At 42.4% G+C, this 15,886-nt stretch carries 21 protein-coding genes; 4 read left to right on the top strand and 17 right to left on the bottom strand.

All coding sequences use genetic code 11. The features are described from left to right. Positions 1 to 511: 511 nt before the first annotated feature. Genes AAFN85_RS25940 through AAFN85_RS25930 form a run of 3 tightly spaced genes read right to left on the bottom strand, consistent with a single transcriptional unit; the run spans position 512 to position 2,891 of the window. Positions 512 to 1,693, bottom strand: coding sequence for a hypothetical protein (locus tag AAFN85_RS25940; protein ID WP_347530760.1), 1,182 nt, complete (start codon positions 1,691 to 1,693; stop codon positions 512 to 514). 8 nt (positions 1,694 to 1,701) lie between these two features. After that, a complete protein-coding gene (locus tag AAFN85_RS25935; RefSeq protein WP_347530759.1) occupies positions 1,702 to 2,559 on the bottom strand; it encodes a hypothetical protein in 858 nt (285 codons plus the stop codon). Continuing rightward, complete coding sequence (locus AAFN85_RS25930) at positions 2,535 to 2,891, bottom strand: hypothetical protein (protein WP_347530758.1); 357 nt, start codon at positions 2,889 to 2,891, stop codon at positions 2,535 to 2,537. The genes AAFN85_RS25935 and AAFN85_RS25930 overlap by 25 nt, the downstream gene beginning before the upstream one ends. A gap of 1,113 nt (positions 2,892 to 4,004) precedes the next feature. Here AAFN85_RS25930 and AAFN85_RS25925 point away from each other — a divergent pair. The 4 genes from AAFN85_RS25925 (at position 4,005) to AAFN85_RS25910 (ending at position 6,956) form a co-directional block, all read left to right on the top strand. Then, entirely contained in the window at positions 4,005 to 5,213 is a 1,209-nt protein-coding gene (locus AAFN85_RS25925) for a site-specific integrase (protein ID WP_347530756.1), read from the top strand. Positions 5,214 to 5,353: 140 nt separating this feature from the next. Continuing rightward, positions 5,354 to 5,866, top strand: coding sequence for a hypothetical protein (locus tag AAFN85_RS25920; RefSeq protein WP_347530755.1), 513 nt, complete (start codon positions 5,354 to 5,356; stop codon positions 5,864 to 5,866). A gap of 11 nt (positions 5,867 to 5,877) precedes the next feature. Continuing rightward, positions 5,878 to 6,261, top strand: a complete 384-nt coding sequence (locus tag AAFN85_RS25915; protein ID WP_347530753.1) for a hypothetical protein — start codon at positions 5,878 to 5,880, stop codon at positions 6,259 to 6,261. Beyond that, positions 6,261 to 6,956 carry a hypothetical protein gene (locus tag AAFN85_RS25910; protein WP_347530751.1) on the top strand — a complete coding sequence of 232 codons (696 nt, stop codon included), beginning with the start codon at positions 6,261 to 6,263 and terminating at the stop codon, positions 6,954 to 6,956. Before AAFN85_RS25915 ends, AAFN85_RS25910 begins: the two co-directional genes overlap by 1 nt. A 333-nt stretch (positions 6,957 to 7,289) precedes the next feature. Here AAFN85_RS25910 and AAFN85_RS25905 read toward each other — a convergent pair whose 3' ends face one another. The 14 genes from AAFN85_RS25905 to AAFN85_RS25840 form a co-directional block, all read right to left on the bottom strand. Then, positions 7,290 to 7,892: a hypothetical protein gene (locus AAFN85_RS25905; RefSeq protein WP_347530749.1), complete on the bottom strand. Its 603-nt coding sequence runs from the start codon at positions 7,890 to 7,892 to the stop codon at positions 7,290 to 7,292. Between the two features lie 44 nt (positions 7,893 to 7,936). Further along, on the bottom strand, positions 7,937 to 8,917 hold the full coding sequence (locus AAFN85_RS25900) for a relaxase/mobilization nuclease domain-containing protein (RefSeq protein ID WP_347530747.1): 981 nt from the start codon (positions 8,915 to 8,917) through the stop codon (positions 7,937 to 7,939). Next, positions 8,907 to 9,284, bottom strand: coding sequence for a MobC family plasmid mobilization relaxosome protein (locus AAFN85_RS25895; protein WP_347530745.1), 378 nt, complete (start codon positions 9,282 to 9,284; stop codon positions 8,907 to 8,909). The genes AAFN85_RS25900 and AAFN85_RS25895 overlap by 11 nt, the downstream gene beginning before the upstream one ends. A gap of 218 nt (positions 9,285 to 9,502) precedes the next feature. Next, positions 9,503 to 9,838, bottom strand: coding sequence for a hypothetical protein (locus tag AAFN85_RS25890; protein ID WP_347530744.1), 336 nt, complete (start codon positions 9,836 to 9,838; stop codon positions 9,503 to 9,505). After that, complete coding sequence (locus AAFN85_RS25885) at positions 9,835 to 10,098, bottom strand: helix-turn-helix domain-containing protein (protein WP_347530742.1); 264 nt, start codon at positions 10,096 to 10,098, stop codon at positions 9,835 to 9,837. The genes AAFN85_RS25890 and AAFN85_RS25885 overlap by 4 nt, the downstream gene beginning before the upstream one ends. A 14-nt stretch (positions 10,099 to 10,112) precedes the next feature. Further along, positions 10,113 to 10,382, bottom strand: coding sequence for a helix-turn-helix domain-containing protein (locus AAFN85_RS25880; RefSeq protein ID WP_347530741.1), 270 nt, complete (start codon positions 10,380 to 10,382; stop codon positions 10,113 to 10,115). A gap of 173 nt (positions 10,383 to 10,555) precedes the next feature. Next, complete coding sequence (locus tag AAFN85_RS25875) at positions 10,556 to 10,936, bottom strand: hypothetical protein (RefSeq protein WP_347530739.1); 381 nt, start codon at positions 10,934 to 10,936, stop codon at positions 10,556 to 10,558. Further along, the gene (locus tag AAFN85_RS25870; RefSeq protein WP_347530738.1) at positions 10,933 to 11,316 is read right to left on the bottom strand and encodes a hypothetical protein; all 384 of its coding nucleotides are present in this window, start codon (positions 11,314 to 11,316) and stop codon (positions 10,933 to 10,935) included. The genes AAFN85_RS25875 and AAFN85_RS25870 overlap by 4 nt, the downstream gene beginning before the upstream one ends. A 182-nt stretch (positions 11,317 to 11,498) precedes the next feature. Next, on the bottom strand, positions 11,499 to 12,599 hold the full coding sequence (gene tal / locus AAFN85_RS25865) for a transaldolase (protein ID WP_347530737.1): 1,101 nt from the start codon (positions 12,597 to 12,599) through the stop codon (positions 11,499 to 11,501). A 5-nt stretch (positions 12,600 to 12,604) separates the two neighbouring features. Then, positions 12,605 to 12,868: a hypothetical protein gene (locus AAFN85_RS25860; RefSeq protein WP_347530736.1), complete on the bottom strand. Its 264-nt coding sequence runs from the start codon at positions 12,866 to 12,868 to the stop codon at positions 12,605 to 12,607. After that, positions 12,865 to 13,821 carry a manganese catalase family protein gene (locus AAFN85_RS25855; RefSeq protein WP_347530735.1) on the bottom strand — a complete coding sequence of 319 codons (957 nt, stop codon included), beginning with the start codon at positions 13,819 to 13,821 and terminating at the stop codon, positions 12,865 to 12,867. The genes AAFN85_RS25860 and AAFN85_RS25855 overlap by 4 nt, the downstream gene beginning before the upstream one ends. A gap of 155 nt (positions 13,822 to 13,976) precedes the next feature. Then, complete coding sequence (locus tag AAFN85_RS25850; protein WP_347530734.1) at positions 13,977 to 14,417, bottom strand: hypothetical protein; 441 nt, start codon at positions 14,415 to 14,417, stop codon at positions 13,977 to 13,979. After that, positions 14,414 to 15,655 (bottom strand): amine oxidase, encoded by a 1,242-nt coding sequence (locus AAFN85_RS25845; protein WP_347530732.1) that lies wholly within the window; start codon positions 15,653 to 15,655, stop codon positions 14,414 to 14,416. Before AAFN85_RS25845 ends, AAFN85_RS25850 begins: the two co-directional genes overlap by 4 nt. 41 nt (positions 15,656 to 15,696) lie before the next feature. Next, positions 15,697 to 15,876: a hypothetical protein gene (locus AAFN85_RS25840; protein WP_243487494.1), complete on the bottom strand. Its 180-nt coding sequence runs from the start codon at positions 15,874 to 15,876 to the stop codon at positions 15,697 to 15,699. Positions 15,877 to 15,886: the final 10 nt, after the last annotated feature.

The raw sequence follows: 15,886 nt of genomic DNA, 5'->3' as shown, positions 1-15,886 counted from the left end.
ATGTTTTTGGGCTTGAGTTCTTGTGGGACGCAAAGCATTCTCAGCAAAGCAGGCAAGTTCGGACCCAGCAAAATAATCGATTTAAGAAGGCTTGACGGTATGTTTACGGCATGTGTAGTGAACGATTCTACTTCCATTACAACTGCCGCTTCGATTTCCAGGTTATCGGTTGATTCCATCGCAGGCACAGTAAATGATAAAAGTGACGGGTACCAAATCCAACCACATTCTAATTTTCATTGTAGATATTGTTGTGCCTAAATCTTCTTACAGCCTTTAATTATATATCCAACTTTGTTCGCTACGTTATTAAACCTCGCGAACTGCTTTTGTATAAACTCATAGCTTGGATGGCGCTGATATTCTTCAATTCTTTTTATGCTATAAGTAATTGATGAAAATCTCATTGGCCAAAATGTCCACCAATTTATTCGATTGGCAGGCATTTTTAATTCACGAATATTGCCGATAGATTAACTATTTTTTTGATAGCCACCAAACAACAACATGTTTATATGAAGTCAGTTAAGTACGTCAGGTGTTTATAGCGTATGTTAAGTCTTTCGTATACCCCCACTACAATCCGATTCAGTTCACGATCCATCATTGGCGGCATTTTCTCTTTCACGCCTTTCAAAACGCAAAATTCGCGGATAAGTCTTTTAAATTTACTACCGATCCGGGTGTGCTCGTGAACTCCTAATAGTTCCATGGTAATCTCGGCCACGTATAATCTTTTTTCTATTGGCGGATGCGTATCTCTCATCGGCATGCCTTCACTTTTTGCAAGCGCTTCTATCATTATACCAATAGATAAAAATATGACAATTCCAGCACAAGCTAAATCAAGCGCAGTATCCGGAGTCTGGTTATTTTTAGCTCGATTTATAAGCGTCGTGATTGCCCAAACATCTGCATCAAATTCTTGCTCATGGCTTCGGTTTAGAACCATCAACGGTGCCGCGTCCTTTTCTGATAACGCAAACAGACTGTCTTTTTTCAAGTGTCCAAGGGAAAAGTGTCCCAATTCATGCATGAATGTAAATTCTTCGGTTGCAGTTGTAAGAATTGAAACAACGCTACTCCCCCAATTAATACTTGGATGATTTCCAGCTTCTATATCAGGATACTTTCCATCAATAAAATATTCGGTCAAAAAATGGATGAGTAACTCCGCCTGTTCTGTTTCATTTCTTTTACTTACGAAAGTTGTAATGACTGCACTGATCATTTCCATACAGCCCGTATCAATCAAAAGTATTGGCAGTTTTTCACGAATAACACACTGTGCATTAACCATACTGATCGGATAAACTCCTGCAAAAAATGGTGGAACTCGAATACCAATACCTTCTAAATCAGCCATCAACTTGTACATCATTGTAGCGATAAGGTGATTGGTGTTATGACCAATTATCGCAAAATTCATAGCCTGTAATATTCCGGTCAATTCGTCCTTGTTCCCTGATTTCATGCTCGACAAAAATGCGGAAAGAAGGGCACCGTGCATTTCAGGTGTGAACTTTTCCATATCAAGGATTGGCAACAAATCTTCTTCTTTTAGATTCCTTTCCTTCAGAAATCGCTGATAAATGACATGGTATTCATCGGGAAAAGCATTACGCGGAAATTCTAAACCTTGACTCTTTATAAGGTCTTCAAGTGCTTTAGTAAAGACTGGATTGCTCTTCATAACATCATTTAATGTGTCTCAAGGTAAAGTGAATAATTGTTTGTTATTCCTTTATTTGATATTCTCTTCAATTGTTCCGGTTTACCGTCTGGAAATACTTTCATCATCTCAAGAACAAAGGTCAACCAAAGCATATCTACCTCCGGCCCAATTTGCCGGCTTAAGGCCTTTTTACAGTCACTTATTTGAAGAATGTCCATGTCCGTAATATTACAACGAAACTGAGGGCATAATAAGGTTGCAATAGCGTCTTCCGGCTCAATTCTTCCACGGCTCATGCCACCGATTAGGCGTAAAAGGATATTTTCGGCAAGCTCGGGATAATCAATATACTTTTGTGAGATCTTTTCTGCAACCCGTAGTTTTTCAGTTCTGCTCATGTCGCCGTTATCCATATAACTGATAACGGCTTCTCTCAATATTGAGCCTCCAACGAGGTTCTTCCAATCACCAATAAACTTTTCTTCCGAAAGCTCTCCATCGCATACCCAAGATGCCTCCGTCAACATTTGCAACGCAACTCCTTCCCATAAACCAAACAAGGGCAGATCGTTTGCCTGAAAAGTTTTTAATATTTTGATGACCGGCCATGCCCCTTCATTCAGTAAAGGGTCACTTACACAGTCGAGATAATGGTTATTTATAACGCCATAGTATTGCCTTGTACGTGGTGTGTCTTTGTTTGAATAGGTATTCCAAAGCCTTATTATTTCGGGGAACACAATATCTTTATTGGCAAGACTCGTTGCGTTGTGTGGCAGCTTTAACCAATAATTCTGACTGCTATGTTTATCCACACAACGGTATTCGACATAGGTTGAAGTCCTCCCGGATTCCTCCATTATTTTGAATCGTCCAAATTCCATGTGTTGTCGCAGATTTTCAAAACCCCTCTTTTACAGAGTAAAATAGCAACCGGTGAAATGGCGGCGCCGATAGTGACAGATTCGATCAAACCGATAACGGCAGCAACAAGTTCGGTAGTAAATCCCCCCGTGGCAAGTTCTTTTACAGTATCATTTCCACAAACGCGGATTTGATATTCGCCCAGTTTTGAGTGGATGTAATTTTTTGCATTTAGCAGAAGTTGACCTACTGGGGCGGGGAAGGCTGCACGGCTATCTTCATCAAGTGCATTACCGATGGACAGGAGTAGGTCACGGTCGTCCATTTCAAAATAAGCGTTAAGGTTATCCATGTACTGGAGTTATTATGTGATTTGGAAATTAATTAAATAAAACTAAGTTAGCTCTTATTAAAGAAAAACTGAAGGAAAAACTAATATGTTTTCTAACCGAATCGATTGGTTCGATTCTCGCCTTATTTGCCTCCAATTAATAAGAGATTTTTTTTGTAAATTACTGATAATTAGCGTATTGAAATTTAGGTAAAACTGGATTGGGGAAATAATATCGAACTAATTTTTCCTTTCTTAACTATTTGATTAATAGTTATATGCGGTAATGAAAAACGAGAAAAGTAGCGAAATTTCGCTACTTTTCTCGTCAAGACTCAAACCCGACGTCCTCACGAACCAATTCATTAATGACCAGAGGCGATTTGCCGCTCTATTTGATGGTTAAGGCCGATATCGCAATATCTAACCCGTTTTTGGTCGAACCTGAAATAATTCTTCGATTTTACAATTGTTCTGAGGAACTGAGGACCAAGTAATAATAGCTGTTTAATATTCTTTATTCAGGTTCGAGCCCATTAGGGTGCACCTAAAGGTGCACCCTAATGGGCTCGAACCATTTTTAGGCGATCTAAAATTATTTAACTCAATAGAATGAAACTATATCTAGCCATTCCATTGATTATTGCCCTGAGGTGGAGTCGAATGGGCACGACTTCCGACGGGTGTTTGAAACCAGAATATCTGTCAATTCTTTATCTTCTTTTCGTAAGTATTTATATTTAAAAATAGTTATATCTTTGTTAAGTAAGCACAAGCGGTTTGATTATTTAGCGGTGATCTATTAGGTGACCTCAAATTGAATAGGAACACAAAGCATTGATTTACAGCGGAAGTTAATTACGTTATTGTTCCCTAACTCTCCGCTAAATTTGATATCAAATTATTCAAAAGCCTGCAAATCAAATGATTGCAGGCTTTTGTTTTTATATCAAACGCTCAAAATATCCGTCAACTCCCATATAAGTGGTGCGTGATATGGTGAGTTATTTTTGAGAAACCTCAACTCACCGAATTAGTCATATCTTTTTGACTATCAAGTTGTTCAACACTTAAACATCTTGATTATGATTAGCTGCAAGCTTAATTTTGTTTCACTTTTTAATGTTAATTAACATGAAAACTAATTTCAGCTTGCTCTTCTATTTAAAGAAGCCCAAAAACTACACTGATGGCACTGTGCCAATCTATCTTCGTATTACCGTTAATGGTAAACGCGCAGAAACTACAACAGCCCGCAGTTGCGATCCTTTGCAATGGAGCAGTAAAACAGGACGGTTAAAAGGAACAAAGGAATCCGCTCGGACTTTTAATGCTTATCTCGACCAGTTACAAGCAATGGTATATGCGGCTCATCAAAGCCTCACCGAGCAAAAAACGACTATCACAGCAGATCGACTGAAAAACAAGCTTACCGGAAAAACGGAAAATATCAGAATGATCCTGGATGTATTCAGGGAGCACAACAGGCAGGTTTCAACGTTGGTCGGTACCGACTTTGCAAAAGGAACTTTAGAACGTTACCAGACTTCTTTAAAGCATACCGCCGATTTTATCAAATGGAAATATAATGTGAATGATATTGACATTCGGGACATCGATCATGATTTCGTTATAAGCTATGACTTTTACCTTCGTTCGGTAAGGAAATGCGGCAATAATTCGGCTGTTAAGTACCTTAAAAACTTTAAAAAGATAGTGCGGATCTGTATTGCAAGCGGTTGGTTGAAAAGCGATCCCTTTATAAATTACAAAGCCAAGGTAAAAGTTGTTGATAGGGTATTTTTGAATAACGAGGAATTAAAGCGGATGGCGGTTAAAGAATTCGTAACTGAGCGTTTAGGGCAGATCAGGGATATTTTTCTTTTTAGCTGTTTTACTGGATTGGCCTATGCTGACGTGTACAAGCTTAGGGGGGCTGAGGTTATCGCAGGACCTGATGGAGAGAAATGGATCAATACCAAAAGACAAAAGACGGCTATCCCTACACGGGTTCCCCTACTCCCTCCTGCCGTTGCAATACTCAATAAGTATAGCGATTCCCCGGTTTGCGAACATTCAGGTAAAGCGTTTCCGGTTTCAACCAATCAAAAGATGAATGCATATTTAAAAGAGATAGCTGATATTTGTGGTATTCCTAAAAAGCTGACTTTTCATATTGCAAGACACACTTTCGCCACAACTGTCACGCTTTCCAATGGTGTACCTATTGAAAGTGTCAGTAAAATGCTGGGCCATACTAATATCAAAACGACCCAGCATTATGCTAAAATCCTTGACCTTAAGGTCGGTCAGGATATGTCAAAAATTAGACAGCTATATTAAAGCTGCCTACTCAATAACCATGAAGCCCTAAGCGTATTCATGGTTATTCATTATATTCTTAACCAATACAAAAAGGAAAAATAAAGTCAATCGTGTTTCTTTGGCCGACAACTTCTTACAGAATTAAACACTTAACAGAAATGAGCAATCACAACTATGATATAATTGATACACTGGGGGAAGTTAACGACAGGTCAACAGAACATAGCAAAACCTTTAATGATCGCATAGCCAACATGGAGAAGAACATTAATAATTATCCAAAAGTTTATTTCCCGGATTATACTTCACAACTTGACCGGATCGGCGTGCAAGTGGATATGCTGGTTAACGGTCAACCGGATAACAAATTAGAACTTGCCATAGACCGTTTGGAGAAAAAACTTGATAAAGCGCTTAAATCCTCTCCTGAACAAATAAAACTAAAAATGCTATTTGTTTATTTCAGCTTGGTTATCGCAACAGCAATTTCCTTCGGATTTGCATTAGCTTTAAAATTACAGGTAAATGCGTTGGTAGGCTTACTCCATGAAGAACCAGGAAATATAAGTAAACCAACTCCTATTCAATCTCAATCCCATAATCTCCGGCCCGCCGTTAGGTCGATTGGACACAAAACAGCGCGTCAGCATCACACATTTGTAAAGCAATAATTTGTAAAATCATGTATAAAGCACTAAATTTGAAAGAGTTCGTCAGCCAGGATACATTTAATATTCTTTACGACGAACAACAGAAAGCAACCGCTGTTCTTATTCCTGTGAGACATTGGCACTCAGCAAAGGCAGCGGAATTACAAAATTTAATGGAGCAACTAACTTATATGCCAGTTTTTGAATGTTCTTTAAAAGAGCTTGAGGAACGGTTGCGTCCTGAAATCCAAAACGTAGAAGCCGAAAATATTCGTGTGGGTCTATATAACGTTTACGAGTCAGCCGGAAATCAGGAGCATAGAAATCACGTTATCCGTGAATACCGCGATCATCGCGACTTGGTTAAAGTAAACGCCACCACAGGTGAAAGCCAAATAGTTAGCAGCAGATTTTAATGGAACAGCCGGAACTGTTTGTTTTTGCCGGGCCAAATGGCGCCGGTAAAAGCACGCTGTCATCCTCTATGGTACCACCTGGTACTCCTATTTTTGATGGCGATAAAGAATTTATGCTGCTTAAAAAGCAGTTTCCAGGTTTAGACAGCGGTAATTTATATGACGCAGTTAACGGGCATGTTTTTTCAGATTGGAAGGAGACAATGCAGGGCAGAAATGCCACTTGTGCTTTCGAAACAAACTTTCGAACAGAAGATATCATGAAATCAGTCAATGAATTTAAGCTTAAAGGCTATAGTTCCCGATTATTTTTTTTGGGTCTGGATGAAATTGCTATATCTTTTGAGCGAGTACGTTTAAGATTAGCTAAAGGAGGGCATGATGTATCGCCAGATAACATCAAAGCCAATTATGAGCAGTCTTTAATTAACTTACAAAAATATTACCGTGCTTTTGACCAAGTTATCCTGATGAAAGCCGCATCTCAGGAAAAGGGACAAAATATTTCAGTATATCTGAAATACACGGACGGTAAACTTGTCGAACAGGCTCCTAATTTACCGCAGTGGGTTAACCGCATCGCTCTGGATATGGGAATATCCTTAGAGAAAACGCAAGAGCAAAAACGTATAATAAAGCCCCAACAGGATCAGAATATTGGGCGTTCATTGGGTAGCGGTGGCATGAAGCGTTAAGTGGCGAGGGTAATCAGAAGGCGCCATAATGCGCCATGTACCGATATTTAACTGCACACACCCATTCATATCACCGCTTAAACAACCGAAGCTGTTAGCAGGAAAACTGTCAAGGGCCACGGCGATAGCCGTGGTTTATATACCCTTGACGGTTTTCCTGCGTAGCTATCTTTGTGACTGCGGTGCTGTGACTAACCTACAACTCCTGCACTCGCGGCGGCAAGGCTGGCGGCGTAATGGAACCCGGAGCGAAGCACGTGGTTTAATGGAGCTGACTGCTGCAGCCGAATGGCCGTCCACTCCTATCCAAAAATAAAACAGGTCAAAGTGTACTCACTTGGCTGAACTTACTTTCTTCAGGTTATCCCTCGCCGCTTTCTGATCCTTGTCCGCCTGATCCGCAATAGCTTTAGCGGCAGCAATTGCCTGTTGCTTTTCAATCGCCTTTTCTGCCTTAGCAATAAAAGCATTTGGATCATTATGTAATTCTGTAATGATTGCATCCGCAGTTTTAGGATACATCGCCCTGACCAGCCAGAAATTATAAGCCTCCTCGTTTAGCCGGTCATTTTGATGATGAAGATATAGAGCTGCACCAAACGATCCGGCAGTAACAACAAAAGCTACCACCACTCCGATAATAAGGCTGTTTGACCATGCCCCGAAATGATGGCTATTTTTGACGCCGATAACTTTAGGCACCCTTGAAACCACATCTTTCAATTCATCTATCTGTTGCTGGATCTTTTTATCATCATAACGTTTATTAGCCGTTTCGATCCTGCTGGCTATCCGGTCTAATGTTTCTTTGTATTGGCTTAGAAAAGTCTTTAGAAAATCCGGCATTTCGGTTTCTACTATTGTTAACCTTTGAATAAACCCTTGTATCAGTTCCTCCAGCATCGTTACTTTTTCTTCCAATTCTTCCTGTTGCATAATACCTGAATTTGAATAGTTGAATAATCATTTTGTTAATCACGCTACCTGCTTATCCCTTGCGACTGGGAATGCTCTGCTTCATGTTTCTTTCGTTTCCTTTTGGCTATATCCGCATCTCCCATCGGATCGGGCGGACCGGCAACAAACTGCGGCTCCAGCAACGTTTCCAGTATGCTTTTACCGCCAGTTTGAAGGTGTACGTGATCAGCCTGGCCCCGCTGCCTGATCGCATCCCGTAACTGATCGGCTAATGAAGGCGAACCCACTTTTCTTACTACATGTTCCTGCTGTGCCTGTAGATTCCGGTTAAGCTGCATATCGATCCTAGCATAACTCAAACTCCGGTCAATAGCAGAACCTTTTATTTTGATATCGCCCTTTTCAAAAGAAATGCCCTGCACGTCATTACTACCGCTCCGATATTTATAAGCGATGCCAATACCCTGTTTTTGCAAATTCACTTCCAGCCGTTTCCTGTCTCCAGATTGCTTAAGCGCTGCTTTAATGGCGTCAAAAAGTTCGTACCGGGTTTTCTCTTTTCCTTTTAAGGCCTGCCTGTTCACCTGTTCCTTGCCTTCCCCTATATGATAGCAGTATTTCAGCGTGATCTCTTTGCAGGCTTTGACATTTTTCGCAAAGTTGTTTTTATCTGTAATGGTGTTGCCGTTATTATCTACCCTGTTATAGATCACATGTAAATGCGGGTGCTCCCTGTCATGGTGACGAACTACAACGAACTGGGTATTACGGATCCCCACTTTATCCATATATTCGTTTGCCCGCTCAACCATGATTCCATCACTTAGCTTAGACAAATCTTCCTTGCTCCAGCTTAAAACCAGGTGTCCGACAGCTTTGCCCAATTCCGGCCGCATCTTCCGTTGCAGGTTAAAATCATGGGTAATCGTTCCTGCGTTTTGCATCCGCACGCCTTCAGCTGCAATAATCTTCGCATCCTGCTTATTCACCACGTAACGAACACAGCCGCCAAAGCTTCGCCCTGTGATTGGTTTACCTATCATAGCGGCTGATCTTATTTAATAGTTCCTCGATCTGTTTCAGCAAAGCCTGGCATTTCAGGGCAAGGGAAAAAAGCCCGGCCACATGGGCAAGGTGTGTCAGCTGGTTAAGGTTATTGGCAAGCCCTGCCAACATCCTGAACCAACCGGTTTCCTCTACTGTAAATCGCGGGAAAACTTTCGCGCTCTTGGCAGCCCTGCGGAACCATTCACTGGATTTTAATCCGGCCCTTTTTGCCCGCCCATCGATCAAGACACGTTCTGTCGGCGTTAGCCGGACCATCAGGAAATCGCTCCGGCTGACCGTTTTCTTCGGCCTGCCGGGCAACCGCTTTTTCTGTATTTTTTCTTTTTCAGTTGCTCCTGTCATCAAATCACGTTCTTAAAAATTCTTCCTAAACCGACCAACGGGAGCGAGTTACCGGATCACCCCAGCGGGGTGTATCCGGGTTTTTGTGAAGCAAAAACATTAACTCGCTCCCTTCGGGTCGTAGATTTATCCGCCATATATGCAGCTATGTGTATATCTACCGCATACCGCTTGCGGTATGCCTTTTCCAATGTTGTAAAGCGAAGCTTTGCGCGGATTCAGACACCATCTTTTTTCGCCACTGTTTGTGCTTCCGGCCAGTAAACCAGGCTGCCCTGCTTCGGATGATAGGACGGCTGATACCGGATATAACAGTACTCATCCAGCTCCCTGATACACTTATGATAAGTGGCAATAGATGCGACCTTGGAAAACGCCATGAGCGTTTTCCGGGTCACACTGAAAGGACTTGTAAAACCGTTCCGTTGCCAGCAAACAAACAGACCGGTAAACAGGCTAAGATGGGTTGGCAGCAAGCGATTATCTTTTTCCATCTGTTTAAGCAGGCTTGCAAAACCCGCCAGTTCTTTAACAATTTCCTTTTGCAGCTTCATTTGCCATCTCCTTCCAGTATCTTATTAATGTCTTCCAGCTTGTAGTACATGATACTACCTACCTTGGTAAATCGCAGCGTGCCGTTGATCCGAAGATTTTGAAGTGTGCCGGGCGATATCCCCAACAGTTTTCTTACCTCCACGCTCTTCAGCCATTTTTTGGTACTGGCTTGTCCAGGTTGTATGATCCTTTTGATCTCATTAAGCAGATCGCTTTTAAATTCCAGTAAATCCCCTTTGGTGATTAGTTCCACATTCATCTGTTCCTCCTTGTTTAATCGTTAATGGTTTGTTGCATGGCATTCAGCACCTCACTTTTTCTGAAGTACACCCTTTTATGCAGGCGCAAATAGGGTAAGCCCTTTTTCATCCAGTCAGTAAGCGTAACGAGAGACACGCCGAGTTCGGCGGCAAGTTCCTGCTTGGATAAAAGTTTTTCTGAGTTTGGTAGCTGGCTGCCCTCTGTTTTAAAATGTTCCTGTAGTTCTGCTCTCACCGCCTGGCGTATGCACAGGCTAAGCGCTTCTTGATTGATTATCTGCATAGCATTTGTTTTGGAACAAATGTGTGCTGTACAGGATAGATTTATTGACCATGCAGAACTGCATGGTTAAAATGGAGTAGTTTGGAGAAAGCTAAAGGTGCTTGTAAAATACTGACTGACAGCTTGCTACTATACTGTCAAATAACTGATTACTTTGCTGGCAAAAGAAAAAGCTAACTCCTCTTTTTCGCAGAATTGATCGTAAAAAGCTTTGATTTTGCAGGGATGTCGGCGTGTTTATCTCTAGGTTCGCGCTTGTCACTCGGGAAATAACGGCGTATGGTTTCATAATTGATCTCTTTGTCTCCTTCGCGAAAATACTTGCAGATCATTTTCATCCAGACGCTTTGCGTTTGGGAAAACATGAGTTCTTTCCCTTCAGGTGTTTTGAGTTCCTGCATCTGTAAATGCAGGTGCAAAACGGCATTTCGATATCCTTCCGGAATATTGATATAACCTTCGGTTTCAAGCGCAGTGGCTTTCTTGAGATCGGCTTTTAATTGAGTTACCTCTTGTTTAAGTACTAATATTTCTGACTCCTGCTGTGCTATCACTGCATCATTGGATTTGTGAATATTCCAGCGGTCATGCGAGACAACATTGCCGTAAACTTTTGCAATCGTACTATCTCGCGCTCATTCCTCAAATGGTTCTTGTCATAGACGTCTTTGCCCAACAACACTTTTAATTGTCTTTCAATGAGCGACCAGAAATATTTAAAGAAGATCTCCTCTGTACCATCGGTATGTTGAGATAAATAATAGGCTAGGTGGCGTTGGTAAAATTCTTTTATGCGGTCCTCTGGAATGGCGAACACTCTTTTAAAAAAGTGCTTTAAAAAATGTGACCTGTCCCATTGTAATGGATTACCGATATCCAAAGTATCTTTTGCAATGTCGAAACGATCACGTGGTTTAAAATATGTTACGCTCATAGATGGGTGACTAACTCAAAAATAACCGTATTTAATGTAAAAAGGGATACCGTAGTAAAATTCATAGATTTGAAAAACAAAAAAGGCCGCCTGAAAACAAGCGACCTCCCCATCTATGTACACAACCCCATTTTCATTTGATGCTGCCGGTATATACCGGTGGCGGCAGTTAATTGATCATTCTATAATTTGACTTTCTCCCGGATAGCCCCCAGTAGTTTTCGATAAGGAACCTCAAATTTTTCAATGCCTTCTTTTTCCAGTTGTTCTGCGACATCCTGCATATTGATCCCGGCTGTGCCCAGCATCTCAAGCATGTATAAAGCTTGCTCGGTTCCGCTCTCCAACTTTGCTGACGCTACGCCATGATCGCGAAAGGCTTCGATCGTGCCCAATGGAGCGGTATTAACTGTCTCTGGTCCTATCAACTCCTCGATGTACCGGGTATCCCGGTAAGCCGGATTCTTATTTCCTGTACTGGCCCATAATAATCGCTGCGGTTTTGCTCCGGCCTCTGCTAACTTTTGCCAGCGTTCACCGCTGAAAAGTCTTCTATATAAGGCATAGGCAGCCCGTGCAGCTGCAATAGCGGCCTCTCCTTTCATTTCTGATAAATCTTTTTCATCAAGCATCGGGTCGACCAAAAGATCTATACGGCTCAGGAAAAAACTTGCTACGGAGGCTATTTGACTAACACTTTGTCCGGTAGCCAGGCGTTCCTCCAACCCTGCTATGTAAGCGTTCACCACAGCCTCGTAACGTTCCAGCCCAAATAGTAAAGTAACGTTAATATTGATTCCCTCGCTGATCGCGATACGGATAGCGGGCAAGCCGGGCAAGGTACCGGGAATCTTGATCATCAGATTTTTGCGGTCAACCTTTTGCCAAAGTTCTCTGGCCTGCGTAATTGTTGCAGATTCATCGAGTGCAAGCAAGGGGGATACTTCCAAGCTTACATAGCCGTCGGCCCCGCTTATCTCTTCAATATAAACCGATGCGAACAGATCGGCAGCCTGCCGGATGTCGGAAATGGCAAGGCTAAAAAAAATATGCTCAGGATCGGAACTGGATTTAGCAAGTTCCAGGATATCCGCGTCGTAGTCAGCACTTGAACTGATTGCCTGCTCAAAAATGGCCGGATTGGAGGTTACCCCCCGCACACCATCTTGATCAATCATCTGTTGCAACTTCCCTGACCGCATGATCTCCCGGTCAATAAAATCAAGCCAGATGCTTTGTTTAAAGTCTGTATGGATCTGTTTGACCTTATTAATGTTTTGCATAATAATTATTGTTTTACCGGTTTAGCAGACATGCGACCTGACGGATCGGCATTACCTTTACTCATTGAATCGGCTGCAGGTTGTTTAGCAGAATCCTTTCGATCTTTGTCAATAGTAGTTGTATCACGTATGGCTGGGCCGCCCGCTTTATTTACACTTGTGGTATCCTGGCTATTACCAATCTGTTTCTGACTATCGCCGGAATTACAGGCGAATACAGAAATGAATAACATACATAATGCGCCAATATGCCAAATCACTCTTTTCATTTCAATTCGGTTTGTTTAGTAACGGCATCATATGTACTCCACGGGGCAACACCCTTAGGTTCTGCATTTTTTACCTCGGCACTTTTTACAGCGCTCATGTTTTGATTTTGCCTTTCAGCAGCGTTTAACTCCTCGCTGAAATCCTGGGGCAAATTAGTTTGGCCTTCTGTTTCCTGTACCTGCTGTAAAGGGTGTTCAACAAAGATCCATTCCTTACCCATCCCCGGCATTTCACCTTCGTTCCACGGGCCGCGTAGAGCACCATCCGAAAGGTTATAAACCTCCTGAGTATAACGCGGATCGGCGGCAAGCACACCCGGGGGGAAATTATTAGGGATACTATCAAGCGCCGCCTCAAACATTTTATAATGCGCTACTTCGCGGGTCATTAAAAATGAAAGTGTTTCGTGGATATACGGATCATCCGTAAACTTCATCAGGTGCTCGTAAACCAGCTTCGCCCTTGATTCGGAAGCAAGGTTGCTACGCAGATCGACAGTCAGATCGCCGTTAGAGTGGATGTACGAAGCGCACCATGGGATGCCCTGGCTGTTGCGTGGGGTTACTCCACCACCCGTGATCATAACAAACTGCGGATTAGCGGTCAATGCCTCGTGGATGATGTTTTCTTTAGCAGCTTTGCCATTCATCACCTGCATAATTTCAGAACTATCGGCGGCGTTCTTTAACTCTCCGTTAACGCCTTTTAGTAGCATTTGGATAGTGGCGCCAACAATTTCCAGGTGGCTAAATTCTTCCGTAGCGATATCCATCAGCATATCATACTTGTCGGGGTGTGGTACCTTGGCACCAAAGGCTTGGGTAAAATATTGCATGGCCGCGGCCAACTCGCCATTTTCGCCGCCAAATTGCTCCAGTAAAAGATTAGCGAAGCGAGGGTCGGGGCGCGAAACCCTGGCATTAAATTGTAGTGATTTAACGTGGTGAAACATAAATATAATTTTAGTAGATGATAAATGAGATGATTGAGCAGAAGCTTGATAATAGAAGGATCGTATAATAATACAACCACAAGAAGTATTTTATGTTTCAACTTTAAATTAAAATATTATCCTATATTTTAATTTCCATTAAAAATCCCGACGAACTATTTCCGCAATGCTTTCATTGTCCAGCCCGCGATTATACCACCGAAAGTATACCAGGCCACTGTCATTAGCCGGGTTGCATTTGTGCGTGCAACCGGGGCGTCACTAAGCCCCATTGGCCTGATAAGGGTTAGCGCGCCAATTCCGGCACACAAGCCGTGCGCTGCGCCATGGTATAGAAGATACTTCTTTTTACCCATACCGATCATCATATAATAAGCTGAATTACTTATCAAATCAGTAACAAGTGTTACCGAGAACAATGCATCCCCGGTTAATGGTTTAAAGCCTGCTCTCTCCATTCCCCTGGCAATGCCTTCCTCTCCAATCAGATCCACACGCGGTGCTTCATGAACAAATTGCTTTACTGTTTGATGAAGGATGTTGAGCGCTATGGCCCCGGCAATCCCGCCTATAAGACTGTTAGTTAAGTTTTTCATATTGATTGAATAATGTCCCGCGACCTCGTTTTATTTTGAGGTCCATGCTTTTCAATTATTGAAAACTGTAAGTGACGTTGTGCGTCAAGCAAAGCTGTGGCATAAGGCTTATTGAGTTGTCTTACAGATTCCCCGTTTAACAAAAATTCTTCGTCCCAAAGGCCGCTGTGATGCCAGTTCTGCAGGTCGTCCCAGTCTGGCCGGTCTATTATCGGATATAAGCAAACCCCTAATAATGGAATGCCAAGGTCTATAACCTCCCGGCATTGCCGGCCGATAAACTCAATCCATAATGGCCTGTCTTCTCCCGGATGACTTGTTTCTGAAACCAATACAGGCTTTCTGTAACGAGCATAAGCCATTATCAGCAATTCGCTCAGCGGCTTCCAGCGATCATCGTCCTGATCATTCACCCAAGGCAAAAACTCACCAAAACCTAATACCCACTGATTGTTATAGTAATAATTAAAACCCAATAAATCTAAAAGTTCGGGAGATCCGCCGAGTTCCGGGCATACTTTACCAGCCAATATATCGAGCGATTGAAACTGTTCTAAGTTGGCAGCAGCGGCCTGCTGCTTTTCAAGATCGGTTGCATCAAGCGGGGGAACCATATTAACGAGAGGCTCCGTTGTCATTATAAGGATGTTTGGGTCAATGGCCTTCATCTGTTTAATACCCTGTATATAAGCACGCATTAATGCATACTTCACCTGCCAGCCCTGACCATTACAAAATGGGGATGTACCTCCGGCTTCTCCGCCCAACCAGGATATAAAGCTAACCTCGTTGATAGGCGTTATGATCAAAGTTTCGAGCGGTTCCCGTTCCCGATAAAAAACTACAAAGGCAACGCAGAGCGCTGAAAATCGCCTTGTAAAATGCGGATGCAAAGGACTCAGGTCATTCGGAAAGCCAAAATGGCAAATATCCCAGATCTGCTGAATTCCACAACGCTTGCCGGCATCTAACATAACAGCCACTTCACTAAAATCGTAACTGAAAGGATTTTTTTCTACCTTGCTCCAACGAATTCCTTCGCGCACCGTTCTGATCCCGAATCGGGCTAAATTGAAATAATCTTCATCAATTCTCTCCAGGTGCTTGGTCGTCCTGAGCAGGTCAACACGGTCACCAAATGAGTTAAGCTGGTCAGAGCATTCAAAACCACCCATCCAAAATGACCAAAAGGGATTTCCATCGCTGCGGGCTCCTGTATCGTTGATATTAACTTCCAAAGTTTTTATTTTATAAGGTTTATATCCTGTGCGATGGACCTTTAGCTTTCAGATTGGGTTTCTTTTTGACTTAGCACGGTTGGAGGATACTGCGCTTCAGGATCGGGTTCATTTAAATCGTCTGATACCTGGATTTCGTGGAGATCGTCCTGATCGGCTACGTTGTTGGGGTTTTTACCTGGACTTATTTCAGGTTGTTTAATTTTACTTTTATTTGTCATGATTAATGAA

This window comes from Mucilaginibacter sp. CAU 1740, assembly GCF_039839285.1.
Lineage (GTDB): Bacteria > Bacteroidota > Bacteroidia > Sphingobacteriales > Sphingobacteriaceae > Mucilaginibacter.
The sequence above is the reverse complement of the archived record's forward strand: the minus strand, read 5'-3'. Positions and strand labels throughout refer to the sequence as shown.

What these genes read in the sequence shown, in the direction of transcription:
- AAFN85_RS25940 (WP_347530760.1), bottom strand. Translation starts at nt 1,693, where the DNA reads ATGAAGAGCAATCCAGTCTTTACTAAAGCACTTGAAGACCTTATAAAG.
- AAFN85_RS25935 (WP_347530759.1), bottom strand. Translation starts at nt 2,559, where the DNA reads ATGGAATTTGGACGATTCAAAATAATGGAGGAATCCGGGAGGACTTCA.
- AAFN85_RS25930 (WP_347530758.1), bottom strand. Translation starts at nt 2,891, where the DNA reads ATGGATAACCTTAACGCTTATTTTGAAATGGACGACCGTGACCTACTC.
- AAFN85_RS25925 (WP_347530756.1), top strand. Translation starts at nt 4,005, where the DNA reads ATGAAAACTAATTTCAGCTTGCTCTTCTATTTAAAGAAGCCCAAAAAC.
- AAFN85_RS25920 (WP_347530755.1), top strand. Translation starts at nt 5,354, where the DNA reads ATGAGCAATCACAACTATGATATAATTGATACACTGGGGGAAGTTAAC.
- AAFN85_RS25915 (WP_347530753.1), top strand. Translation starts at nt 5,878, where the DNA reads ATGTATAAAGCACTAAATTTGAAAGAGTTCGTCAGCCAGGATACATTT.
- AAFN85_RS25910 (WP_347530751.1), top strand. Translation starts at nt 6,261, where the DNA reads ATGGAACAGCCGGAACTGTTTGTTTTTGCCGGGCCAAATGGCGCCGGT.
- AAFN85_RS25905 (WP_347530749.1), bottom strand. Translation starts at nt 7,892, where the DNA reads ATGCAACAGGAAGAATTGGAAGAAAAAGTAACGATGCTGGAGGAACTG.
- AAFN85_RS25900 (WP_347530747.1), bottom strand. Translation starts at nt 8,917, where the DNA reads ATGATAGGTAAACCAATCACAGGGCGAAGCTTTGGCGGCTGTGTTCGT.
- AAFN85_RS25895 (WP_347530745.1), bottom strand. Translation starts at nt 9,284, where the DNA reads ATGACAGGAGCAACTGAAAAAGAAAAAATACAGAAAAAGCGGTTGCCC.
- AAFN85_RS25890 (WP_347530744.1), bottom strand. Translation starts at nt 9,838, where the DNA reads ATGAAGCTGCAAAAGGAAATTGTTAAAGAACTGGCGGGTTTTGCAAGC.
- AAFN85_RS25885 (WP_347530742.1), bottom strand. Translation starts at nt 10,098, where the DNA reads ATGAATGTGGAACTAATCACCAAAGGGGATTTACTGGAATTTAAAAGC.
- AAFN85_RS25880 (WP_347530741.1), bottom strand. Translation starts at nt 10,382, where the DNA reads ATGCAGATAATCAATCAAGAAGCGCTTAGCCTGTGCATACGCCAGGCG.
- AAFN85_RS25870 (WP_347530738.1), bottom strand. Translation starts at nt 11,316, where the DNA reads ATGAGCGTAACATATTTTAAACCACGTGATCGTTTCGACATTGCAAAA.
- tal (WP_347530737.1), bottom strand. Translation starts at nt 12,599, where the DNA reads ATGCAAAACATTAATAAGGTCAAACAGATCCATACAGACTTTAAACAA.
- AAFN85_RS25860 (WP_347530736.1), bottom strand. Translation starts at nt 12,868, where the DNA reads ATGAAAAGAGTGATTTGGCATATTGGCGCATTATGTATGTTATTCATT.
- AAFN85_RS25855 (WP_347530735.1), bottom strand. Translation starts at nt 13,821, where the DNA reads ATGTTTCACCACGTTAAATCACTACAATTTAATGCCAGGGTTTCGCGC.
- AAFN85_RS25850 (WP_347530734.1), bottom strand. Translation starts at nt 14,417, where the DNA reads ATGAAAAACTTAACTAACAGTCTTATAGGCGGGATTGCCGGGGCCATA.
- AAFN85_RS25840 (WP_243487494.1), bottom strand. Translation starts at nt 15,876, where the DNA reads ATGACAAATAAAAGTAAAATTAAACAACCTGAAATAAGTCCAGGTAAA.